This is a genomic window from Enterobacter sp. Sphag1F (assembly GCF_014193275.1).
GTDB lineage: Bacteria > Pseudomonadota > Gammaproteobacteria > Enterobacterales > Enterobacteriaceae > Pantoea > Pantoea symbiotica.
Genome location: NZ_JACHZD010000004.1, coordinates 340,622 through 358,132 on the forward strand (window position 1 = coordinate 340,622; position 17,511 = coordinate 358,132).

Below are 17,511 nucleotides of genomic sequence, written 5' to 3' on the forward strand. Positions count from 1 at the left end.
GGCAATGAACCCACGTTACGATCACTATCTGGCGCTGAAAGGCGAGCATCCGAAAAAGTACGCCCGCGATCTCGCGGCATTGATGGGCATTGGCGAAGCGCTGCTGTGTGAAGCGCGTGTCGGCCATGATGCAAAAGCGTTAAAAGCCGATTTCCCTGCGCTGCTGGCGGCACTGGCGGCGGTAGGTGAAACCAAAAGCATTACCCGCAATGAATATGCAGTCCACGAGCAGGTGGGCAAATATGAAAACCTGCACCTCGGCGAACACGCCGGACTGATTCTCAACCCGCGTGCGCTAGATCAGCGCCTGTTCCCGAGTCAGTGGCACAGCGCGTTCTTCCTGCGCGAGCAGAGCGCTCACGGAGAACGTCAAAGCATCCAGATTTTTGATCGCCACGCTGATGCGGTGCTGAAAATCTACACCACCGACAACACCGATTTCGCCGCGTGGGATGCGCTGATTGCGGAATTTGTGCTGGAGAGTGCGGCGGCGTTAGATCCGCAACCCGCCAGCGCGCCGCAATACAGCAGTACGATTGATGCCAGCAAAGTGGAAGCCGAATGGCGCGCCATCACCGATGTGCATCAGTTCTTTGGTTTGCTGAAGCGTCACAACATCTCGCGCCCGCAGGCGTTCCGCGCGGTGGCGGACGATCTGGCGCGTCAGGTGAGCAATGACTCGCTGGCGCAGTTGCTGGATCTGGCGCAGCAGGATGGCAACGAAATCATGATTTTCATCGGCAACCGTGGCTGCACGCAGATCTTCACCGGCGCGGTAGAGAAGCTGATGCCGATGGATAACTGGATCAACATCTTCAATCCGACCTTCACGCTCCATTTGATGGCGGATCACATCAGCGAAAGCTGGGTGACGCGCAAACCAAGCGGCGACGGCTTCGTCACCAGTCTGGAACTGTTTGCCGCTGACGGCACGCAGATCGCGCAGCTGTATGGTCAGCGCAGCGAAGGCACGCCGGAGCAGGCACGCTGGCGCGAGCAGGTGATGTCGCTGGAGGCGTTAGCATGAAAAAACTTTTGTTGCTGCTGACTGCGCTGGCGCTGCCGGCTGTTGCGGCCGAGCGGGTGATCTCGATTGGCGGCGACGTCACGCAGATCATCTACGCATTGGATGCGCAGCAGGATCTGGTGGCGCGCGACAGCACCAGCCAGCATCCGGCGCAGGCCAACAAGCTGCCGGATGTGGGTTATATGCGTCAGCTGAATGCCGAAGGGATTTTGGCGCTGAAACCGACGCTGGTGCTAAGCAGCGAGCTGGCAAAACCGTCGCTGGTGTTGCAACAGGTGGAGCAGGCTGGCGTGAAAGTGGTGGATGTTACCGGCAAAAACAGCCTCGACGCCATCCCGGAAAAAATCGCCACCATCGGCAAGGCGCTGCATCGTGAAGATGAAGCCAACGCGCTGATCGAAAAGGTCAACAAGCAGCGCGCGCAGATCCCGCAACAGCCTTTGCCCGTTAAAGTGCTGTTTATCATGGCGCACGGCGGCATGCGCACCCAGGCGGCGGGCGCGCAAACTGGCGCGGACGGCGCAATTCGCAGCGCGGGTCTGATCAATGCGATGGCGGCGGTGCCGCACTATCAGCAGCTGTCGCAGGAAGGTGTGGTCGCAGCAGCACCGGATTTGATCGTGGTGGGTGAAGATGGCCTGCGTACGCTGGGCGGCGAAGAGAAAGTGTGGGCGCTGCCCGGTTTGGCACTGACGCCAGCCGGTCAGCATCGCGCTTTGCTGGTGGTCGATGAGATGGCGCTGCTGAGCTTTGGCCTTGATACGCCGGGCGCCATTATTAAGCTTCGACACGCCGCTGAAGCAGCAAAACCAAAACATGGCGAATAATGTCGTGATGCGCTGGCTGCTGTTGATGGCCATCAGCACGCTGATATTAATGCTGATGGCCGCCAACTTCGGTGCGATGCCGCTTTCAATGCGCACCTTGCTGCGCGCGCCGCTCAGCGATATGGCGTGGCAAATCTGGATCAACATCCGTCTGCCGCGCGTGCTGCTGGCGGTGTTGCTCGGCATGGCGCTGGCGGTATCCGGCGCGGTGATGCAGGGATTGTTTCGCAATCCGCTGGCCGATCCCGGTTTGCTCGGCATCAGTAGCGGAGCGGGGTTGGCGGTGGCGATATCAATCGTCATCCCGCTCGGCTTGCCGCCGCTGCTGGCGCTGTGGCTGCCAACCCTCGCTGCCTTTCTGGGCAGTTTGGTGGTGACGCTGCTGATCTTCAGTTTTAGCCGTCTGGCGCTGGGCAATCTCTCGCGCTTGCTGCTGGTCGGCATTGCCATCAACGCCTTGTGTGGCGCAGCGGTTGGCGTGCTGTCGTGGCTGAGTAACGATCAGCAGCTGCGTCAGCTGGCGCTGTGGGGCATGGGCAGTTTGAGCGCGGCGCAGTGGCCGAGTTTACTGGTGTGCGCGGTGCTGATTCTGCCGGCATTAGTGGCGATTCAGCTGCGCGCGCGTCGTCTCAACTTGCTGCAACTCGGCGAAGAGGATGCGCATTACATGGGCATCGACGTGAAGCGCACGCAGCGTCAGCTGCTGGTGCTGAGCGCGTTGCTGGTGGGCACCGCCGTGGCGGTGAGCGGCATTATCGGCTTTGTCGGTTTAGTGGTGCCGCACCTGATGCGCTTTTGCCTCGGCAGCGATCATCGCTGGATGCTGCCGGGTTCGGCGCTGGCGGGCGCGATTTTGCTGCTGCTGGCCGATACGCTGGCGCGCACGGTGGTGGTGCCGGCGGAAATGCCGGTTGGCTTGTTAACCAGCCTGCTGGGCGGCCCGTGGTTTCTCTGGCTGATTCTGCGAGAGCCCAAGGGGGATGAATGAGTGACTGCATGCAGGCGCGCGGACTGCGTTTTAGCCACGGCTCACGCGCCTTGATCGACGACGTTTCCCTGACTTTACAGCCTGGCGAAATGATCGCGCTGATCGGCCCCAACGGCGCGGGGAAATCCACGCTGCTGCGTTTACTCACCGGGTTTCTCACGCCTGAAGCGGGTGAATGCTGGCTCGGCGATCGGCCCCTAAATGATTGGCCGCGCGAACCGCTGGCGCAGCGCCGCGCGGTGATGCGTCAGCAAAATAGCGTGAGTTTTCCGCTGCCCGCCGCCGATGTGGTGGCGATGGGGCGTGCGCCCTGGCCGGGCGGTCAATCCAAAGCGGTAATCGAAGAAGTGATGCAGATAACCGGCAGCCTTGAGCTGGCAAAGCGCGATTATCGATCGCTTTCCGGTGGTGAACAGCAGCGCGTGCAGCTGGCGCGCGTGCTGGCTCAGCTGTGGCATGACGATGGTCCGCGCGGCTGGCTGTTTCTCGACGAACCCACATCTGCGTTGGATCTGTTCTGGCAGCAGCACAGTTTACGTTTGCTACATCACCTGACGCGCAACGGGCGTTTCAGCGTCTGTACTGTGCTGCACGATCTTAATCTCGCGTCGCTGTGGTCGGATCGCGTGCTGTTGCTGCATCAGGGCAAGTTAGTGGCGGAAGGCGCGCCGCAAGAAGTGATGACTGAACACACGCTGACGCGCTGGTATCAGGCGGAGCTGGATGTGGTGCTGCAGGATGAGAAGGGCAGGCCGCAGATTCAGCTGCGCGCATGATGTTTCGTAGGGTGGGCATTTATGCCCACCAGGTGGTGATTCATGCGTACAAGGTCGCCATGAATGGCGACCCTACGTGCAGGGTTTTGTAGGGTGGGCATTTATGCACGTAGGGTTTTCGTAGGGTGGGCATTCATGCCCACCTGGCCGTGATTGATGTGTATAAGGTCGCCATGAATGGCGACCCTACGTGCAGGGTTTTGTAGGGTGGGCATTTATGCACGTAGGGTTTTCGTAGGGTGGGCATTTATGCCCACCAGGACGTGATTGATGTGTATAAGATCGCCATGAAAGGCGACCCTACGTGCAGGGTTTTGTAGGGTGGGCATTTATGCCCACCTGGCCGTGATTGATGTGTATAAGGTCGCCATGAATGGCGACCCTACGAATACATCAGCGGCAATCGACGATCAAACGTCCGCGTACTTTACCCGCTAACAATTGCTCGGCACCTTCGCGCGCTTCGCTCAGCGGAATCACCTTGGTTAACTGCTGCAACAGGTCGCCATCCACCAGTTCCGCCAGGCGCTGCCACGCCTGCTGACGCAGCGGTTTCGCGCACATCACGCTATCTACGCCCGCTAGCACCACGCCGCGCAGAATGAATGGCGCGACGCTGGTCGGCAGATCCAAACCCTGCGCCATGCCGCACGCCGCGACCACGCCATCGCGCTTGATGCCCGCTAACACATTGGCCAGCGTGTGGCTGCCGACGCTATCAATCGCCGCCGCCCAGCGCTCTTTCGCCAGCGGTTTGCCCGGCTCGCTCAGCTCTGCACGATCGATAATCGACGAGGCGCCAAGCGTGTTGATCAGGTAATCGCTATCGCTGGCGCGACCGCTGGAAGCAATAACCTCATAGCCGAGACGCGCCAGCAAGCTGACGCTGAAACTGCCAACGCCGCCGCTCGCGCCCGTCACCAAAACCGGGCCGTGCTGCGGCGTGATGCCCTGTTTTTCCAGCGCCAGTACGCACAGCATGGCGGTGAAGCCAGCGGTGCCAATCGCCATGGTTTGTAGCGGGCTAAGTGCGGCAGGCACTTTCACCAGCCAGTCGCCCGAAACGCTGGCTTTCTGCGCCAGTCCGCCCCAATGTTTCTCGCCTACGCCCCAGCCGGTGAGTAGCGCCACGTCGTCCTGCTGCCATTCGGCATGGCGGCTGCTGATCACCCGGCCAACAAAATCGATGCCCGGCACCATCGGGAATTGCCGCACAATCGGGCCTTTGTTGCAGATGGCGAGCGCGTCTTTGTAGTTGAGCGTGGAGTAGCTTACTTCGAGGGTGACATCCTGATCGGGCAGTTGTTTTTCTGACAGATCTTTCAGGGATGTGCGGTATCCCTGTTCATCATTTTCAATGACCAATGCCTTGAACATGCAGCCTCCGGCTGGTTGAGGAAAGTGGGGTAATAGTACTCCTTTTTTTGCCTTACCCAACCCTTACCCGCCGCGGGTTGTTCCCGCAAAAAAAAGATGACATTATTGCGCCCCAGTTAGTGATCAACTCCCAGATTTACTTCGCCGAGGAAACCTCCTCATTGCTGTGCCATCGGCACCCACTCATCCTCTCTCAGGGATTTGTGTTATGAACCCATTGAAAATTGCTGCCAGCGTTGCTGTAGCGCCAACCCTTAGTCTGAACACTGCGCGCGACGTGGTGACGCTGGACAATACCGACTTTACCGATGTCGCTGCGGTCGTGATCACCTTGTCGGACACGCGCAGTGGCGTGCTGACGCTGTTACGCAAAATCGGCTTTAATCTGCCGGTGTTTGTCGCCAATGCGTTCGATGAAGAAGTGCTGAAGCTGCCCGGCGTCACCGGTGAAATCAACGGCGCGCCAGAAGAGTGGGATGCGCTGGAAGACGCCGCGCAGGCCTATGAAGCCGAGTTGCTGCCACCGTTCTTCGACACGCTAACGCGCTACGTCGATATGCAGAACAGCACCTTTGCCTGTCCGGGACATCAGGGCGGCGCTTTCTTCCGCAAACATCCGGCGGGACGTCAGTTTTATGAGTTCTACGGCGAGAACGTCTTCCGTTCTGATATGTGCAACGCCGACGTTAAGCTCGGCGATCTGCTGATCCACGAAGGCTCAGCCAAAGATGCGCAGAAGTTTGCGGCGAAAGTGTTTAACGCCGACAAAACCTACTTCGTGCTCAACGGCACGTCCAGCGCCAACAAAGTGGTGACCAACGCGCTGCTGACGCGCGGTGATCTGGTGCTGTTTGACCGCAACAACCACAAATCCAACCATCACGGCGCGCTGATTCAGGCGGGCGCGACGCCGGTGTATCTTGAAGCGGCGCGCAATCCGTTTGGCTTTATCGGCGGCATCGATGCGCACTGTTTTGACGATGCTTATCTGCGTGAAGAAATCGCCAAAGTGGCACCCGAGCGCGCCAACGATCAGCGACCTTTCCGCCTGGCGATTATTCAGCTCGGCACCTACGACGGCACGGTGTACAACGCGCGTCAGGTGGTCGATCGCATCGGCCATCTGTGCGATTACATCCTGTTCGATTCGGCGTGGGTTGGCTACGAGCAATTTATCCCGCTGATGGCGGGCTGCTCGCCGCTGACGCTGGAGTTGAACGAGAACGATCCGGGCATCTTTGTCACGCAATCGGTGCACAAGCAGCTGGCCGGTTTCTCGCAGACGTCGCAGATCCACAAGAAAGACAATCACATCCGTGGGCAGAAGCGTTTCTGTCCGCACAAGCGCCTCAACAATGCGTTTATGCTGCACGCCTCAACCAGCCCGTTCTATCCGCTGTTTGCCGCGCTGGATATCAACGCCCGCATGCATAAAGGCGAGGCGGGACGCAGCATGTGGCACGAGTGCGTCACTATCGGCATTGATGCGCGCAAAGCGATTCTGGAACGTTGTGAGATGATCCAGCCGTTCCTGCCGGAGAATGTCCACGGCAAGCTGTGGCAAGCGGCGGAAACGGAAGCTATCGCCGCCGATCCCGCTTACTTCAGCCTTGAGCCGGGTGCGAAATGGCACGGCTTTGAAGGTTACGCGCAACAACAGTATCTGGTTGATCCTTGCAAGCTGCTGCTTACCACGCCGGGCATCGATGCCGCCAGCGGTGAGTACACCAGCTTCGGGATTCCAGCGACTATTCTGGCCAACTATTTACGCGAGAACGGCATCGTGCCGGAGAAGTGCGACCTCAACTCGATTTTGTTCCTGCTGACACCAGCGGAAACGCCGGAGAAGATGGCGCATCTGGTGGCGATGCTGGTGCAGTTTGAGCAGCACGTGCGCGAGGATGCGCTGCTGGCGGAAGTGCTGCCGAGCGTGTATCGCAAGAATATTGAACGCTACAAGGGTTACACGCTGCGTCGCTTGTGTCAGGAGATGCACGATCTCTACGTCAGTTTCGACGTTAAGGATCTGCAGAAAGCGATGTTCCGTTCAGCCTGTTTCCCGCCGGTGAAAGTGAATCCGCAGGATGCGCATCAGGCCTATATTCGTGGCGAAGTGGAGCTGGTGCCGATTGCCAAAGCCGAAGGGCGCATTGCGGCCGAAGGCGCCTTGCCGTACCCGCCGGGCGTGCTGTGCGTGGTGCCTGGCGAGGTGTGGGGCGGCGCGGTGCAGCGCTATTTCCTCGCGCTGGAAGAGGGCATCAACCTGCTGCCGGGTTTCTCGCCGGAGCTGCAAGGGGTTTACACCGAAGAAGATGAGAGCGGGCGTTTGTGTTTAGTGGCGAATATGATGGTGTGAGATTTGCGTAATTATTAAAAAGGTCGCCATGAATGGCGACCCTACACGTAGGGTGGGCATTTATGCCCACCTTTTTAGATCAATATCTTATCTTAAAACCGGCGATAACTGCGCTGCGCCTGGCTCACTTTATACAGATAACGACGCGATTCCGCCGATGGATGGTTGGTGGTCAGCGTCTGGTAAACTTCCGTCGGCGACATACTATTTATTGACGAGAACGCGCGATCCTTATCGCTGGAGAACACGCGCAGCACGCTGCCCGCACCGCCGTTGTACGCCGTAATCACCGCATAACGCCGTGATGTCGGATCCTGAATCCCACCTAAATAACTTCTCTGCAGCAGCGACAAATACGCGGTGCCCGCATCAATATTATTTTCAGGATCAAGCAGATAGCTGCGGCTCGGTTTGCCGCCTTTGCCCTTCATGCGGAACACATCGACACCGGCGGTATGCTGCACCACCTGCATCAGTCCCAGCGCATCAGCATGGCTCACCGCATACGGGTTGAAGCTCGATTCAATTTGCATAATCGCCAGAATCAATGACGCATCGACGCCATATTGCTCAGCGGCTTTACGCACCATCGGCAGATATTTGTGCGCACGTTTGTCGAGGTGGTTTGGCACCATCGGAATGGTAACCGACCAGATGACGTGCAATCCGGAGGTGCGTTTCTGCAGTTTGTTTTGAATCAGGTAATCAGCAAAGCTACCGGCGCGGCCCTGCCAGCGAATCGGCTGGCCGGTGTTATCCAGCACCTGGCCGTACAGCAGCGGCTCTTTACTGATTTGAATATCGTTGGCATCGGAGTAGAGATCGACATTGCCCGGATCTTCGCCAATCAACAGCGTGGTGATGATCGCCTGACGCAGGCTGGCCATCGGATCGGTGCCGGAAATGGTCTCAATGGTGATGCTACCGCTGTCAAAGTTGATGTGACTGCGGGTGTAATAGCCGTCGCTATATTTGACGTAATCTTTCGGTCCGGCGATCAGAACTTCATTGATTCCCCAAATGTTTTCAATATTGTGGGCAAACTGACCCATCAAAATATCAAAACCGTTGGTGTCCTTGACCCACTCTTCATGGTACTGCGATTTTTTTTGTCCGGAGCAGGAGACCAAAAGTGGTGCAATCACCAAGAGCGCTATCAGTTTTTTATTCATTGTTAATGCGTGCCTGAATCGAAAAAGAGGGCCTCAAAGGGAAGCCCTGAACGGTTATTTTTCTGGCGGGGTGTAACCTTCAATGTGCACATCTTTGCCTTCGAACAGGAAATTGATCATCTCCTTCTCCAGCACTTTGCGATCTTCCGGGTTCATCATGCTCAATTTCTTCTCATTGATCAGCATGGTTTGCTTGGACATCCACTGCTGCCAGGCTTCTTTGGAGATCTCATTAAAGATGCGCTTACCCAGCTCGCCAGGATAGAGCTGAAAGTCCTGACCTTCAGCGTCGCGTTGCAGATAAGTACAAAAAATGGTGCGGCTCATTACTCTTCCTCTTCGGTCACGTCTGCTCGACGCGTAAGCTGCTGGGGATGGCGCAATTCATGCAGCAAGCGCTCAACCGGCGCCGCCAAACCCACTGACGGTGGTTGCGCTAAGTTATACCAGAGACCGCCCGCTTCATCCATCAGCGACCCAGCCGAAGGCCATGCTAGCCACATAGGCACAACGTCTAAGTGGAAATGGCTAAAGGTATGGCGGAACGCGGTGAGCTGCTGCGGTTTGGCATGAATGCCGCGCTCGTTTAGCCAGTTAGTTAGCGCTTGCTCACTTGTAAATTGTGGGAAGCAGAACAATCCGCCCCACAGGCCAACCGGCGGACGCTGCTCTAACCACACGTCATCGCCATCCTGCATCATCAACATCCAGCCGCTACGTTCTGGCAAGGTCTGCTTGGGTTTTTTACCGGGATATTCAGCCCAGCTGCTGTTGGCATAAGCGACGCATCCGCTACTGAGCGGGCAGATTTCGCATTTAGGGCGTGAGCGAGTACATACTAACGCGCCAAGGTCCATCATCGCCTGATTAAACTGGCTGACGCCTGCCGCTGGCGTGACTTCTTCGCTAATCTGCCACAGCCGTTTTTCAACGTCCTTTTTCCCCGGCCAGCCGCCCACCGCGTAGCAGCGCGCCAGCACGCGTTTTACGTTGCCATCCAGAATCGGGAAGTGCAGACCGAGCGACAGTGATAACACCGCGCCCGCAGTCGAACGACCAATGCCCGGCAGCGCCGCGACATCGTCAAAGTTACGCGGGAACTCGCCGCCGTGCATCTCCACCACCTGTTTCGCGGCTTTGTGCAGATTACGCGCACGCGCGTAATAGCCGAGACCGGTCCACAGATGCAGCACTTCATCCAGCGGCGCAGCCGCCAGATCGGCCACCGTTGGGAAGCGCGCCATAAAGCGTTCAAAATAGGGAATGACGGTAGCAACCTGGGTTTGCTGCAGCATCACTTCAGAGAGCCATACCTTGTACGGCGTTTTCTCCTGCTGCCACGGCAGGGTTTTGCGACCGAAGCGCTGATACCAATCCAGCACTTGTTGCGCGAACGTCGGCGCTTGCATCATAAGAAGGAAATTTTCCGTGTTTACTCTACAATCAGGCAGGAATTCCAGCACAGAGACCTCAGGGTGTAAACCGGAACATTGCAAAGGCTTGCTTCTGCTTCCTAACTTTGCATAATGCCCGTTTCCCAGAACAGGCTAACCAGCAGGCTTCAACATGATTAATGACGTCATCACCCCAGAATTTGATGAGAACGGGCGGCCATTACGCCGTATCCGCAGTTTTGTGCGCCGTCAGGGGCGCTTAACGAAAGGACAGCAGCTCGCGCTCGATAATTTATGGCCGGAGATGGGCGTGGAGTTCCAGCAGGAGCCGCTGGATCTGGTGACGCTGTTTGGCCGCGACGCGCCGGTGGTGCTGGAGATCGGTTTCGGCATGGGCGCCTCGCTGGTGACCATGGCGCAGAACAATCCGCATCAGAACTTCCTCGGCCTGGAAGTGCATGCGCCGGGCGTTGGTGCTTGCCTGGCATCGGCGAAGGAAGCGGGCGTGGAAAACCTGCGCGTGATGTGTCACGACGCGGTGGAAGTGCTGCAGAAGATGATTCCGGATAACTCGCTGCGCATGGTGCAGCTGTTCTTCCCGGATCCGTGGCACAAAGCGCGCCATAACAAACGCCGCATCGTACAGGTGCCGTTTGCTGAGCTGGTGATGCGCAAATTGAAGCTGGGCGGCGTGTTCCATATGGCAACCGATTGGGAAGCCTACGCCGAACACATGTTAGAAGTGATGAGCAGCATCGACGGATATAAAAATCAGTCGGAAAGTAACAATTACGTGCCGCGTCCAGAAACGCGTCCGTTAACCAAGTTTGAGCAGCGCGGGCAGCGACTGGGCCATGGCGTATGGGATCTGATGTTTGAGAGGGTGAAATAATGGCCGTACAGCGTAGCCGTCGTTTGCGTAAAAAACTGCATATTGATGAGTTTCAGGAATTAGGCTTCTCCGTCGCCTGGCGTTTCGCCGAAGGCACCACCGAGGAGCAAATCGACGCCACTGTTGATCAGTTCATTAATGAAGTGATCGCGCCGAATGGTCTGGCGTATGACGGCAGCGGTTATTTGGTGTGGGAAGGTCTGGTGTGCTTGCAGGAAACCGGCAAATGCACCGATGAACATCGCGAGCTGGTGCGTAAGTGGCTTGAGAAGAACAATCTATCCGATATTCAGGTAACTGAACTCTTCGACGTTTGGTGGGACTAAGTTTTAGTGGTTGATGCGGGAAGGTGGCCATAAATGGTCACTCCACAACGTATTTCGTAGGGTCGCCATTTATGGCGACCTTTTTATTGCTCAGGAGATTTCATGGTTCGTAAGGCACTTATCGCCGCGCTGCTGCTGGCGGCAACTCAGGCTCAGGCTGCATACGAGTGCAGCGTCAAGCCACAGGATGATGTGATCATTAAACCGCAGAGCGTGCAGGTGGTGGGAACCAACGGCAACCTCGAAATCACTCCGCAGGGCGATGTGCAGTTTAATGGCCAGAAGGTCAACGTGGATAACGCCGCGCGCCAGAAAGCCATCGATTATCAAACCGCGCTGCGTCGCGATTTGCCGTGGATCGATAGCGGCGCGACCTCGCGTCTGGAACGCAGCCGCGTGGCGCTGGATAAAGTGATTGTCGAAAAGCTTGGCGAGAACAGTAACGTGCGTAATCGTCTCACCAAGCTGGATGGTCAGCTCAAGCAGCAAATGAACCGCATTATAGAGCATCGTCCAGACGGTTTGACCTTCCATCATCAGGCCATCGATCAGGTGCGCGCGGAAGGCGAGAAGCTGGTGCAGAGCACGCTCGGCGGCATCATGCAGGATAGCCTCAACGAAATGGGCAGCAGCCAGGCGGCAAACGGCAGCAATCCATTGCAGGCAATCATGGGCAACCTTGGCGGCCTACAACAGTCGGTGCAGGCGGAATGGAATAAGCAGGAGCAGGATTTCCAGAACTTCGGCCACGAAGTGTGTAACCGCGTTACCGTACTTGAAGATCAGCGCAAAGGATTGATGCAGGGCGTTAAAGGATAATTGCCCAGAGTTTGAGAAAGCCAGCCCATAACGGGCTGGCTTTTTAGTTTTAAGCGTTACTGCATTTAAGAATCCGGGATTCGGGACGAATCTGATAACTGTAAAAATTCTAATTAATAAAGATGGCAATGGTTTAGCAACCCCATGAAATCATTTATTTTTTAAGGAATTTTTATGCTATTTTCTAACGCCTCTGCTTCCAATAATAATCCTTTGGTACTCCCACCGCTTATCGTGCTAGCCGAATCCGGTTGGTATAACGATGCGCAAAAGCGCTGGGAAGGCAGCGTGCCATCACCAGACACTGTTGCAGTGATCATCACCATCAACGGAAAAAATCCAATTAGCGTGCCGGTAGTGGGCGGTCGTTTTGAATGGACGCCCACGATGCCATTGGCAGATGGCGAATATGTTCTCACCTTTACTGCGATGGATGCTGCCGGTAACAGCAGTACGCCCATTGTCGTCGATTACAACATTGATACCATTGCGCCAGACAAACCGGTTATCACCGCAATTGAAGACGATGTTGATGGCGGTATCCAGAACGGTAATAGCATTAAGCGTAACGGTTATACCAACGATGCTAACCCAGTGATTCGCGGCGAGGCTGAAGCGAACAGCCTGGTATACATTTACAACAAAAACAGCAAAACTCCGCTAGCTTCGGTAAAGGCGAATTCGCATGGTGAATGGGAAGTCGAAGTCAATTTGCCAAGTGATGGCGCTTATGAACTCAGCGCCGTGGCAGAAGATCGAGCTGACAATCGCAGTCAGGCATCGCCGAAATGGAAATTTGAACTTGATACGCAGAAGCCCAATGAGGCAGCAATCAGTTTCTATAAGGATGATGTGGGTCTCTATCGTGGCGAGTTTAATTTTAATCGCGCCACCGATGATCGTCGCCCAGAGCTTCATGGCAAAGGCGAGTTTGGAGAATTTGTGCGCGTACAATATGCCAGTAAGAACGGTAGCTGGATAACCACTGCAACCGTAACGGTTGATAGCAATGGCCAATGGAAGTGGACACCACCCATTGATCTTGCGGATGGCGAGTGGAGTTTCCGCGTTCGCGGCATCGATCACGCGGGTAATGTGAGCAAATGGAGTAGCAGCACGTCGCTGATCATCGACACCACTACTATCCAGCCAACCATTTTGCAGGCGATTGATAATGTTGGGCCGATCAGCAATATATCACCAGGACAAGCAACCGATGACCCACGGCTGGATTTCAGCGGTAAAGCGGAAGCCAGCAGTCTGATTACCCTTTATCAAAATGGTATTGCTGTTGGATCGACTCAGGCAAGCGTTTATGGCGACTGGAAAATTACGCCATCTAAGGATATGACTGTTGGGATAAATAATTTTAGCGTCAAGGCGATAGATGCTGCAGGTAATGAAAGTGTGTATTCCTCCCAATATCCGGTGCATTATAAGCCGTTACCAGAATATGAAAGAAACTACGAAGACTGGGAGTCCAGAGGGAATGATAACTGGTCAACAGGTAGAATTTATAACTATGGCAAGCTTAAAGTCACTGAATTGAAACACGGTGATGCAGCGAATGGCTGGCATACGGGGATTATGACGAACGGCAAGACACATAATGATTATTATCATGGTCGTGCAGTCACTATGTTGGATAACTCCATTGTTAAATATGATTTTGGTGAAACCGACTACGTTGCTTTCAATTACGCTAACTTACACAACAATAATACTCAGGTGAAAATTTTCTCGCCAAACGGTGAACTGATCGCCACTAAATTTCTCGCCAGCAGTGGCACCATTAATTATGAATATCAGAGTAGCAAATTTAGTTATCAAACAACGGCCAATAAACCGATTGGTTACATAGAAGTGCACTCTGCCGTTGATCCAGATACCTATGCGTATTATTGGTACAAGGGCTGGGTTAAAACGGTCAATGATGTTGGCTGGACCATTGATACTATGACCTGGGGAAGTGGTGAAGCAGGTGGGGTTAGTAAAGTTAACAGCATCGCTTCAACAGATGCGTCCCCAATCTACTCCCCAACTGCAGGTGAACTGCATATTATTGATGTCGCCAATTGGTTAATCACCACACAGTATTTGCATCCTGAAACTGCGGCAAGCATTGTCTTTGATAGTGCCAACCAGATAATTGATTTTGCAGCAGTGAGTGAGCGTGTGGATGGCATGCAAAAAATCGATATTACTGGTGTAGGCAATAATCAGCTTAATCTTGATTTAAAAGTATTGCTGACTGAAGGCGCCAATGGTTTATTTATCAGTGATAACAGTAAGCAATTTATGATTGATGGTGATGCCGGTGACCGAGTTATTCTTGATCGTGCTGAGTTCAGCGATGGCTGGTTAATGTCACAGAATAAAGTGCAGGTTGGCGGAGAAAATTGGACGCTCTTTACCAATAGCAAGGAGCATTACACGGTGTTAGTGAACCAGGAAATAGATATTACTTACGGCTAATACGCGAAAAAATGCCCGGTTTATGCCGGGCATTTTTTTTACTCTTCGGTCAGGAATAGCTCCAGCAGCGAGTTCAGGAACAGTTTCCCTTTCTCGGTAATCTGCCAGTTCTCCGTGGTTTCCACCACGTATCCCGCACTTATCGCCGCATCAATTTGCGGGCGAATCACCTGCTCATCCATGCCGGTATAGCGACGGAAATTTGCGCGCGGTGCTGCTTCCAGCAGACGGAAACGGTTCATAAAGAACTCGAACGGTTTGTCGTTCTCGGCCACGTCGTGCTGCTTATCGAGATAGTTGCCTTTCATAAAGCCGCGCGGATGGCGGGTTTTTACCGTACGCACGATGCGACCATCGGCTTGCGTCAGCTTGCCGTGTGCGCCACAGCCAATGCCGAGGTAATCACCGAAACGCCAATAGTTGAGATTGTGCTCGCAGCGATAACCCGGTTTGGCATACGCCGAGGTTTCATATTGCTGATAGCCCGCGGCGCTCAGCAGTTGATGACCTTGCTCAAATATATCCCACAGCGCATCGTCATCCGGCAGTTTCGGCGGGCGCGATCCGAATAAGGTATTCGGCTCAATCGTCAGCTGATACCACGACAGATGCGGTGGGTTGAGCGCAATCGCCTGGCGCAAATCATCCAGCGCTTCTTCCAGCGACTGATCCGGCAAGCCGTGCATCAGGTCGAGGTTAAAGCTGCGCAGGCCTAAACCTTCCGCCAGCTGTGCAGCGCGCACCGCTTCTTCCGGTCCGTGAATGCGGCCAAGGCGCTCCAGCTTTTGTGGACTGAAACTCTGCACGCCAATCGAAATACGGTTAATACCGGCTTTCTGGTAGCCGCTAAAGCGATCGGCTTCCACGGTGCCCGGATTGGCTTCCATGGTGATTTCTGCATCGGCCGCCAGCGGCAAACGCGCACGCACGCCGTCCAACAGCATCTGCATCGCATTGCTGCTCAGCAGGCTTGGCGTACCGCCGCCGATGAAAATAGTGCGTACTTCACGCCCGCCGGTCAGCGGCAAATCCTGTTCAAGATCGTTAAGCAGGTGCTGCACATACTCAATGTGCGGCACCTCGCCTTTTAACGCGTGAGAGTTGAAATCACAGTACGGACACTTCTGCACACACCACGGAATGTGGATGTACAGGCTTAATGGCGGCAACTCAGGTAAAAAATCAGGCATTGCGCATCGCTTCCAGCAGCAGCGTCAATGCTTTACCACGGTGAGAGACGGCGCGCTTTTCGTCTTTACTCAGCTCTGCCGCCGTTTTACCTAATTCAGGGACATAAAAGATGGGATCGTAACCGAAACCGCCTGTGCCCGCTGCCGCGCGGGTGATTTCCCCCGCCCAGCTACCGTGGAACACCAGCGGCGTTGGATCGGCGGCGTGACGCACGTAAACCAGCACACAGTGGAACTGCGCCTGACGTTCTCCATTCGGCACCTTTTCCAATGCTACCAGCAGCTTGTCCAGATTTTGCTGGTCGCTGGCATCAACGCCCGCATAGCGCGCGGAGTAGATCCCCGGCGCGCCGCCCAGCGCATCGACCGCCAGACCGGAATCATCGGCAATCGCCGGTAAACCGGTAATCTCAGCCGCATGACGCGCTTTCAGAATGGCATTTTCGATGAAGGTCAGGCCGGTTTCTTCCGCCGACTCAACGCCGAGTTCGGTTTGCGCCACGATATCAAGCCCGAAGGCCGCTAACAGATCGGCCAGTTCACGAACTTTGCCCGGATTACCGGTAGCGAGAACAACTTTTTGCATAACAGTTCCAGATAGACGAATTACAGCAAATACCAGAGGCCTGGGAACAGGTCCATGCCGAGGAAATTCAGCGCGTACAGCACCAGAATCACAATCATGGCAGAGAAATCGATACCGCCCATCGCCGGCAGAATACGGCGAATTGGCGACATCAGCGGTTCAGTCAGCTGCATCAAAACCTGATCCACCGGGCCGCGACCCTGGCTGATCCAGCTCATCAGCGAACGAATGATGATCACCCAGAACACCAGATAACCGGCAGATTTCACCAGCGACAACAGACCAACCAGCAGGTTGGTGGGATCAACCGAGAACACGCCGACCTGAATCAGCAGTAAAATCGGATATTTCAGCGTGGTCAGCACAAAGGCCAGCAGCAGTGATGCGGTATCAATCGGGCCAATCGCCGGGATCACGCGGCGCAGCGGTTTGATAATCGGTTGGGTGATCTTCACGACAAACTGCGCCAGCGGGTTGTAGAAGTCACAGCGCGACCACTGCATCCAGATGCGCAGCAGCAGCACCATCACGTACAAATCGATCAGCGTTTTGACTAAAAACGTCAGTGTTAACATGAGGTTCCTCAATTATTGTTGTGAAGGTCGCGCATAATCCCGCGCGCCAAAAACGGCGGTGCCAATACGCACCATGGTGCTGCCCGCGGCGATGGCCGCGTCCATATCGTCGCTCATTCCCAGAGAAAGCGTATCGACGTCAGGATAATCCTGTTTTAAGGCATGAAACGCGGCGGCCATCTGCTGACACACCGCTAATTGCCGCGCGTAGTCTGACTCTGGCGCCGGAATCGCCATCAGCCCCCGCAAGCGCAGCTGCGGCAGTGCGGCGATCTGCTGCGCCAGCTCCGGCAACGCCTCTAGCATGATGCCAGATTTGCTGTTCTCGTCACTGATATTTACCTGAATTAACACGTTAAGCGGCGGCAACGACGCCGGGCGCTGATCGTTCAGGCGCTGCGCGATGCGCTGGCGGTCAACGGTGTGGCACCAGGCGAAGTTTTCCGCTACCAGACGGCTTTTATTGGATTGCAGCGGGCCGATAAAGTGCCATTGCAAATCAGGATGTGCGGCCAGTTCAGCCACTTTTTCAACCCCTTCCTGCACGTAATTTTCACCGAACGCTTGTTGTCCAGCGGCAATGGCTTCTGCGACCGCGCTCGCAGGTTTGGTTTTGCTCACTGCAAGCAGCGTAATTTCTTCTGGCGCGCGGCCGCAACGTGCGGCGGCAGCGGCGATACGCTCACGCACTTGCTGTAAGTTGTGCTCAATGGAAGTCATAGTCAGGAGAA

The 17,511-nt window shown here is 55.4% G+C and carries 17 protein-coding genes; 9 read left to right on the forward strand and 8 right to left on the reverse strand.

Features of this window, described 5'->3' with window-relative positions; genetic code table 11:
- Positions 1 to 4 precede the first annotated feature (4 nt).
- From FHW71_RS15115 to FHW71_RS15130, 4 genes are read left to right on the forward strand one after another with little or no spacing between them, the layout of a single operon-like run.
- Positions 5 to 1,027 carry a ChuX/HutX family heme-like substrate-binding protein gene (locus FHW71_RS15115; RefSeq protein ID WP_179452181.1) on the forward strand — a complete coding sequence of 341 codons (1,023 nt, stop codon included), beginning with the start codon at positions 5 to 7 and terminating at the stop codon, positions 1,025 to 1,027.
- Entirely contained in the window at positions 1,024 to 1,854 is an 831-nt protein-coding gene (locus FHW71_RS15120; protein ID WP_179452182.1) for a hemin ABC transporter substrate-binding protein, read from the forward strand. The genes FHW71_RS15115 and FHW71_RS15120 overlap by 4 nt, the downstream gene beginning before the upstream one ends.
- Complete coding sequence (locus FHW71_RS15125) at positions 1,844 to 2,842, forward strand: iron ABC transporter permease (RefSeq protein WP_179452183.1); 999 nt, start codon at positions 1,844 to 1,846, stop codon at positions 2,840 to 2,842. The genes FHW71_RS15120 and FHW71_RS15125 overlap by 11 nt, the downstream gene beginning before the upstream one ends.
- Positions 2,839 to 3,618, forward strand: a complete 780-nt coding sequence (locus FHW71_RS15130) for a heme ABC transporter ATP-binding protein (RefSeq protein WP_179452184.1) — start codon at positions 2,839 to 2,841, stop codon at positions 3,616 to 3,618. Before FHW71_RS15125 ends, FHW71_RS15130 begins: the two co-directional genes overlap by 4 nt.
- 393 nt (positions 3,619 to 4,011) lie before the next feature.
- On the opposite strand, the gene FHW71_RS15135 is transcribed toward FHW71_RS15130, so the two are convergent.
- Entirely contained in the window at positions 4,012 to 4,995 is a 984-nt protein-coding gene (locus tag FHW71_RS15135) for an MDR family oxidoreductase (RefSeq protein ID WP_179452185.1), read from the reverse strand.
- Positions 4,996 to 5,203: 208 nt separating this feature from the next.
- On the opposite strand from FHW71_RS15135, the gene FHW71_RS15140 reads away from it, so the two are divergent.
- A complete protein-coding gene (locus tag FHW71_RS15140) occupies positions 5,204 to 7,351 on the forward strand; it encodes an ornithine decarboxylase (RefSeq protein WP_179452186.1) in 2,148 nt (715 codons plus the stop codon).
- Between the two features lie 92 nt (positions 7,352 to 7,443).
- Here the strand turns inward: FHW71_RS15140 and mltC are convergent, their stop codons facing one another.
- From mltC to mutY, 3 genes are read right to left on the reverse strand one after another with little or no spacing between them, the layout of a single operon-like run.
- Complete coding sequence (gene mltC, locus FHW71_RS15145; protein ID WP_008107227.1) at positions 7,444 to 8,523, reverse strand: membrane-bound lytic murein transglycosylase MltC; 1,080 nt, start codon at positions 8,521 to 8,523, stop codon at positions 7,444 to 7,446.
- A 54-nt stretch (positions 8,524 to 8,577) separates the two neighbouring features.
- On the reverse strand, positions 8,578 to 8,850 hold the full coding sequence (locus FHW71_RS15150; RefSeq protein WP_007890330.1) for an oxidative damage protection protein: 273 nt from the start codon (positions 8,848 to 8,850) through the stop codon (positions 8,578 to 8,580).
- The gene (gene mutY / locus FHW71_RS15155) at positions 8,850 to 9,935 is read right to left on the reverse strand and encodes an A/G-specific adenine glycosylase (protein ID WP_179452187.1); all 1,086 of its coding nucleotides are present in this window, start codon (positions 9,933 to 9,935) and stop codon (positions 8,850 to 8,852) included. The genes FHW71_RS15150 and mutY overlap by 1 nt, the downstream gene beginning before the upstream one ends.
- Before the next feature lie 154 nt (positions 9,936 to 10,089).
- Here mutY and trmB point away from each other — a divergent pair, with 154 nt between their 5' ends.
- From trmB to FHW71_RS15175, 4 genes are all read left to right on the forward strand, one after another.
- Positions 10,090 to 10,809, forward strand: coding sequence for a tRNA (guanosine(46)-N7)-methyltransferase TrmB (trmB, locus tag FHW71_RS15160; RefSeq protein WP_008107230.1), 720 nt, complete (start codon positions 10,090 to 10,092; stop codon positions 10,807 to 10,809).
- The gene (locus FHW71_RS15165) at positions 10,809 to 11,135 is read left to right on the forward strand and encodes a YggL family protein (RefSeq protein WP_179452188.1); all 327 of its coding nucleotides are present in this window, start codon (positions 10,809 to 10,811) and stop codon (positions 11,133 to 11,135) included. Before trmB ends, FHW71_RS15165 begins: the two co-directional genes overlap by 1 nt.
- A 102-nt stretch (positions 11,136 to 11,237) precedes the next feature.
- On the forward strand, positions 11,238 to 11,954 hold the full coding sequence (locus FHW71_RS15170) for a DUF2884 domain-containing protein (RefSeq protein ID WP_008107233.1): 717 nt from the start codon (positions 11,238 to 11,240) through the stop codon (positions 11,952 to 11,954).
- A 174-nt stretch (positions 11,955 to 12,128) separates the two neighbouring features.
- Positions 12,129 to 14,429, forward strand: a complete 2,301-nt coding sequence (locus tag FHW71_RS15175; protein WP_179452189.1) for an Ig-like domain-containing protein — start codon at positions 12,129 to 12,131, stop codon at positions 14,427 to 14,429.
- Between the two features lie 38 nt (positions 14,430 to 14,467).
- On the opposite strand, the gene hemW is transcribed toward FHW71_RS15175, so the two are convergent.
- Genes hemW through FHW71_RS15195 form a run of 4 tightly spaced genes read right to left on the reverse strand, consistent with a single transcriptional unit; the run spans position 14,468 to position 17,500 of the window.
- A complete protein-coding gene (gene hemW, locus FHW71_RS15180) occupies positions 14,468 to 15,619 on the reverse strand; it encodes a radical SAM family heme chaperone HemW (protein ID WP_179452190.1) in 1,152 nt (383 codons plus the stop codon).
- Complete coding sequence (locus FHW71_RS15185; RefSeq protein ID WP_179452191.1) at positions 15,612 to 16,205, reverse strand: XTP/dITP diphosphatase; 594 nt, start codon at positions 16,203 to 16,205, stop codon at positions 15,612 to 15,614. The genes hemW and FHW71_RS15185 overlap by 8 nt, the downstream gene beginning before the upstream one ends.
- Positions 16,206 to 16,225: 20 nt before the next feature.
- On the reverse strand, positions 16,226 to 16,780 hold the full coding sequence (locus FHW71_RS15190) for a YggT family protein (RefSeq protein WP_008107240.1): 555 nt from the start codon (positions 16,778 to 16,780) through the stop codon (positions 16,226 to 16,228).
- Positions 16,781 to 16,792: 12 nt separating this feature from the next.
- Entirely contained in the window at positions 16,793 to 17,500 is a 708-nt protein-coding gene (locus tag FHW71_RS15195) for a YggS family pyridoxal phosphate-dependent enzyme (RefSeq protein WP_008107243.1), read from the reverse strand.
- Between the last annotated feature and the right edge of the window lie 11 nt (positions 17,501 to 17,511).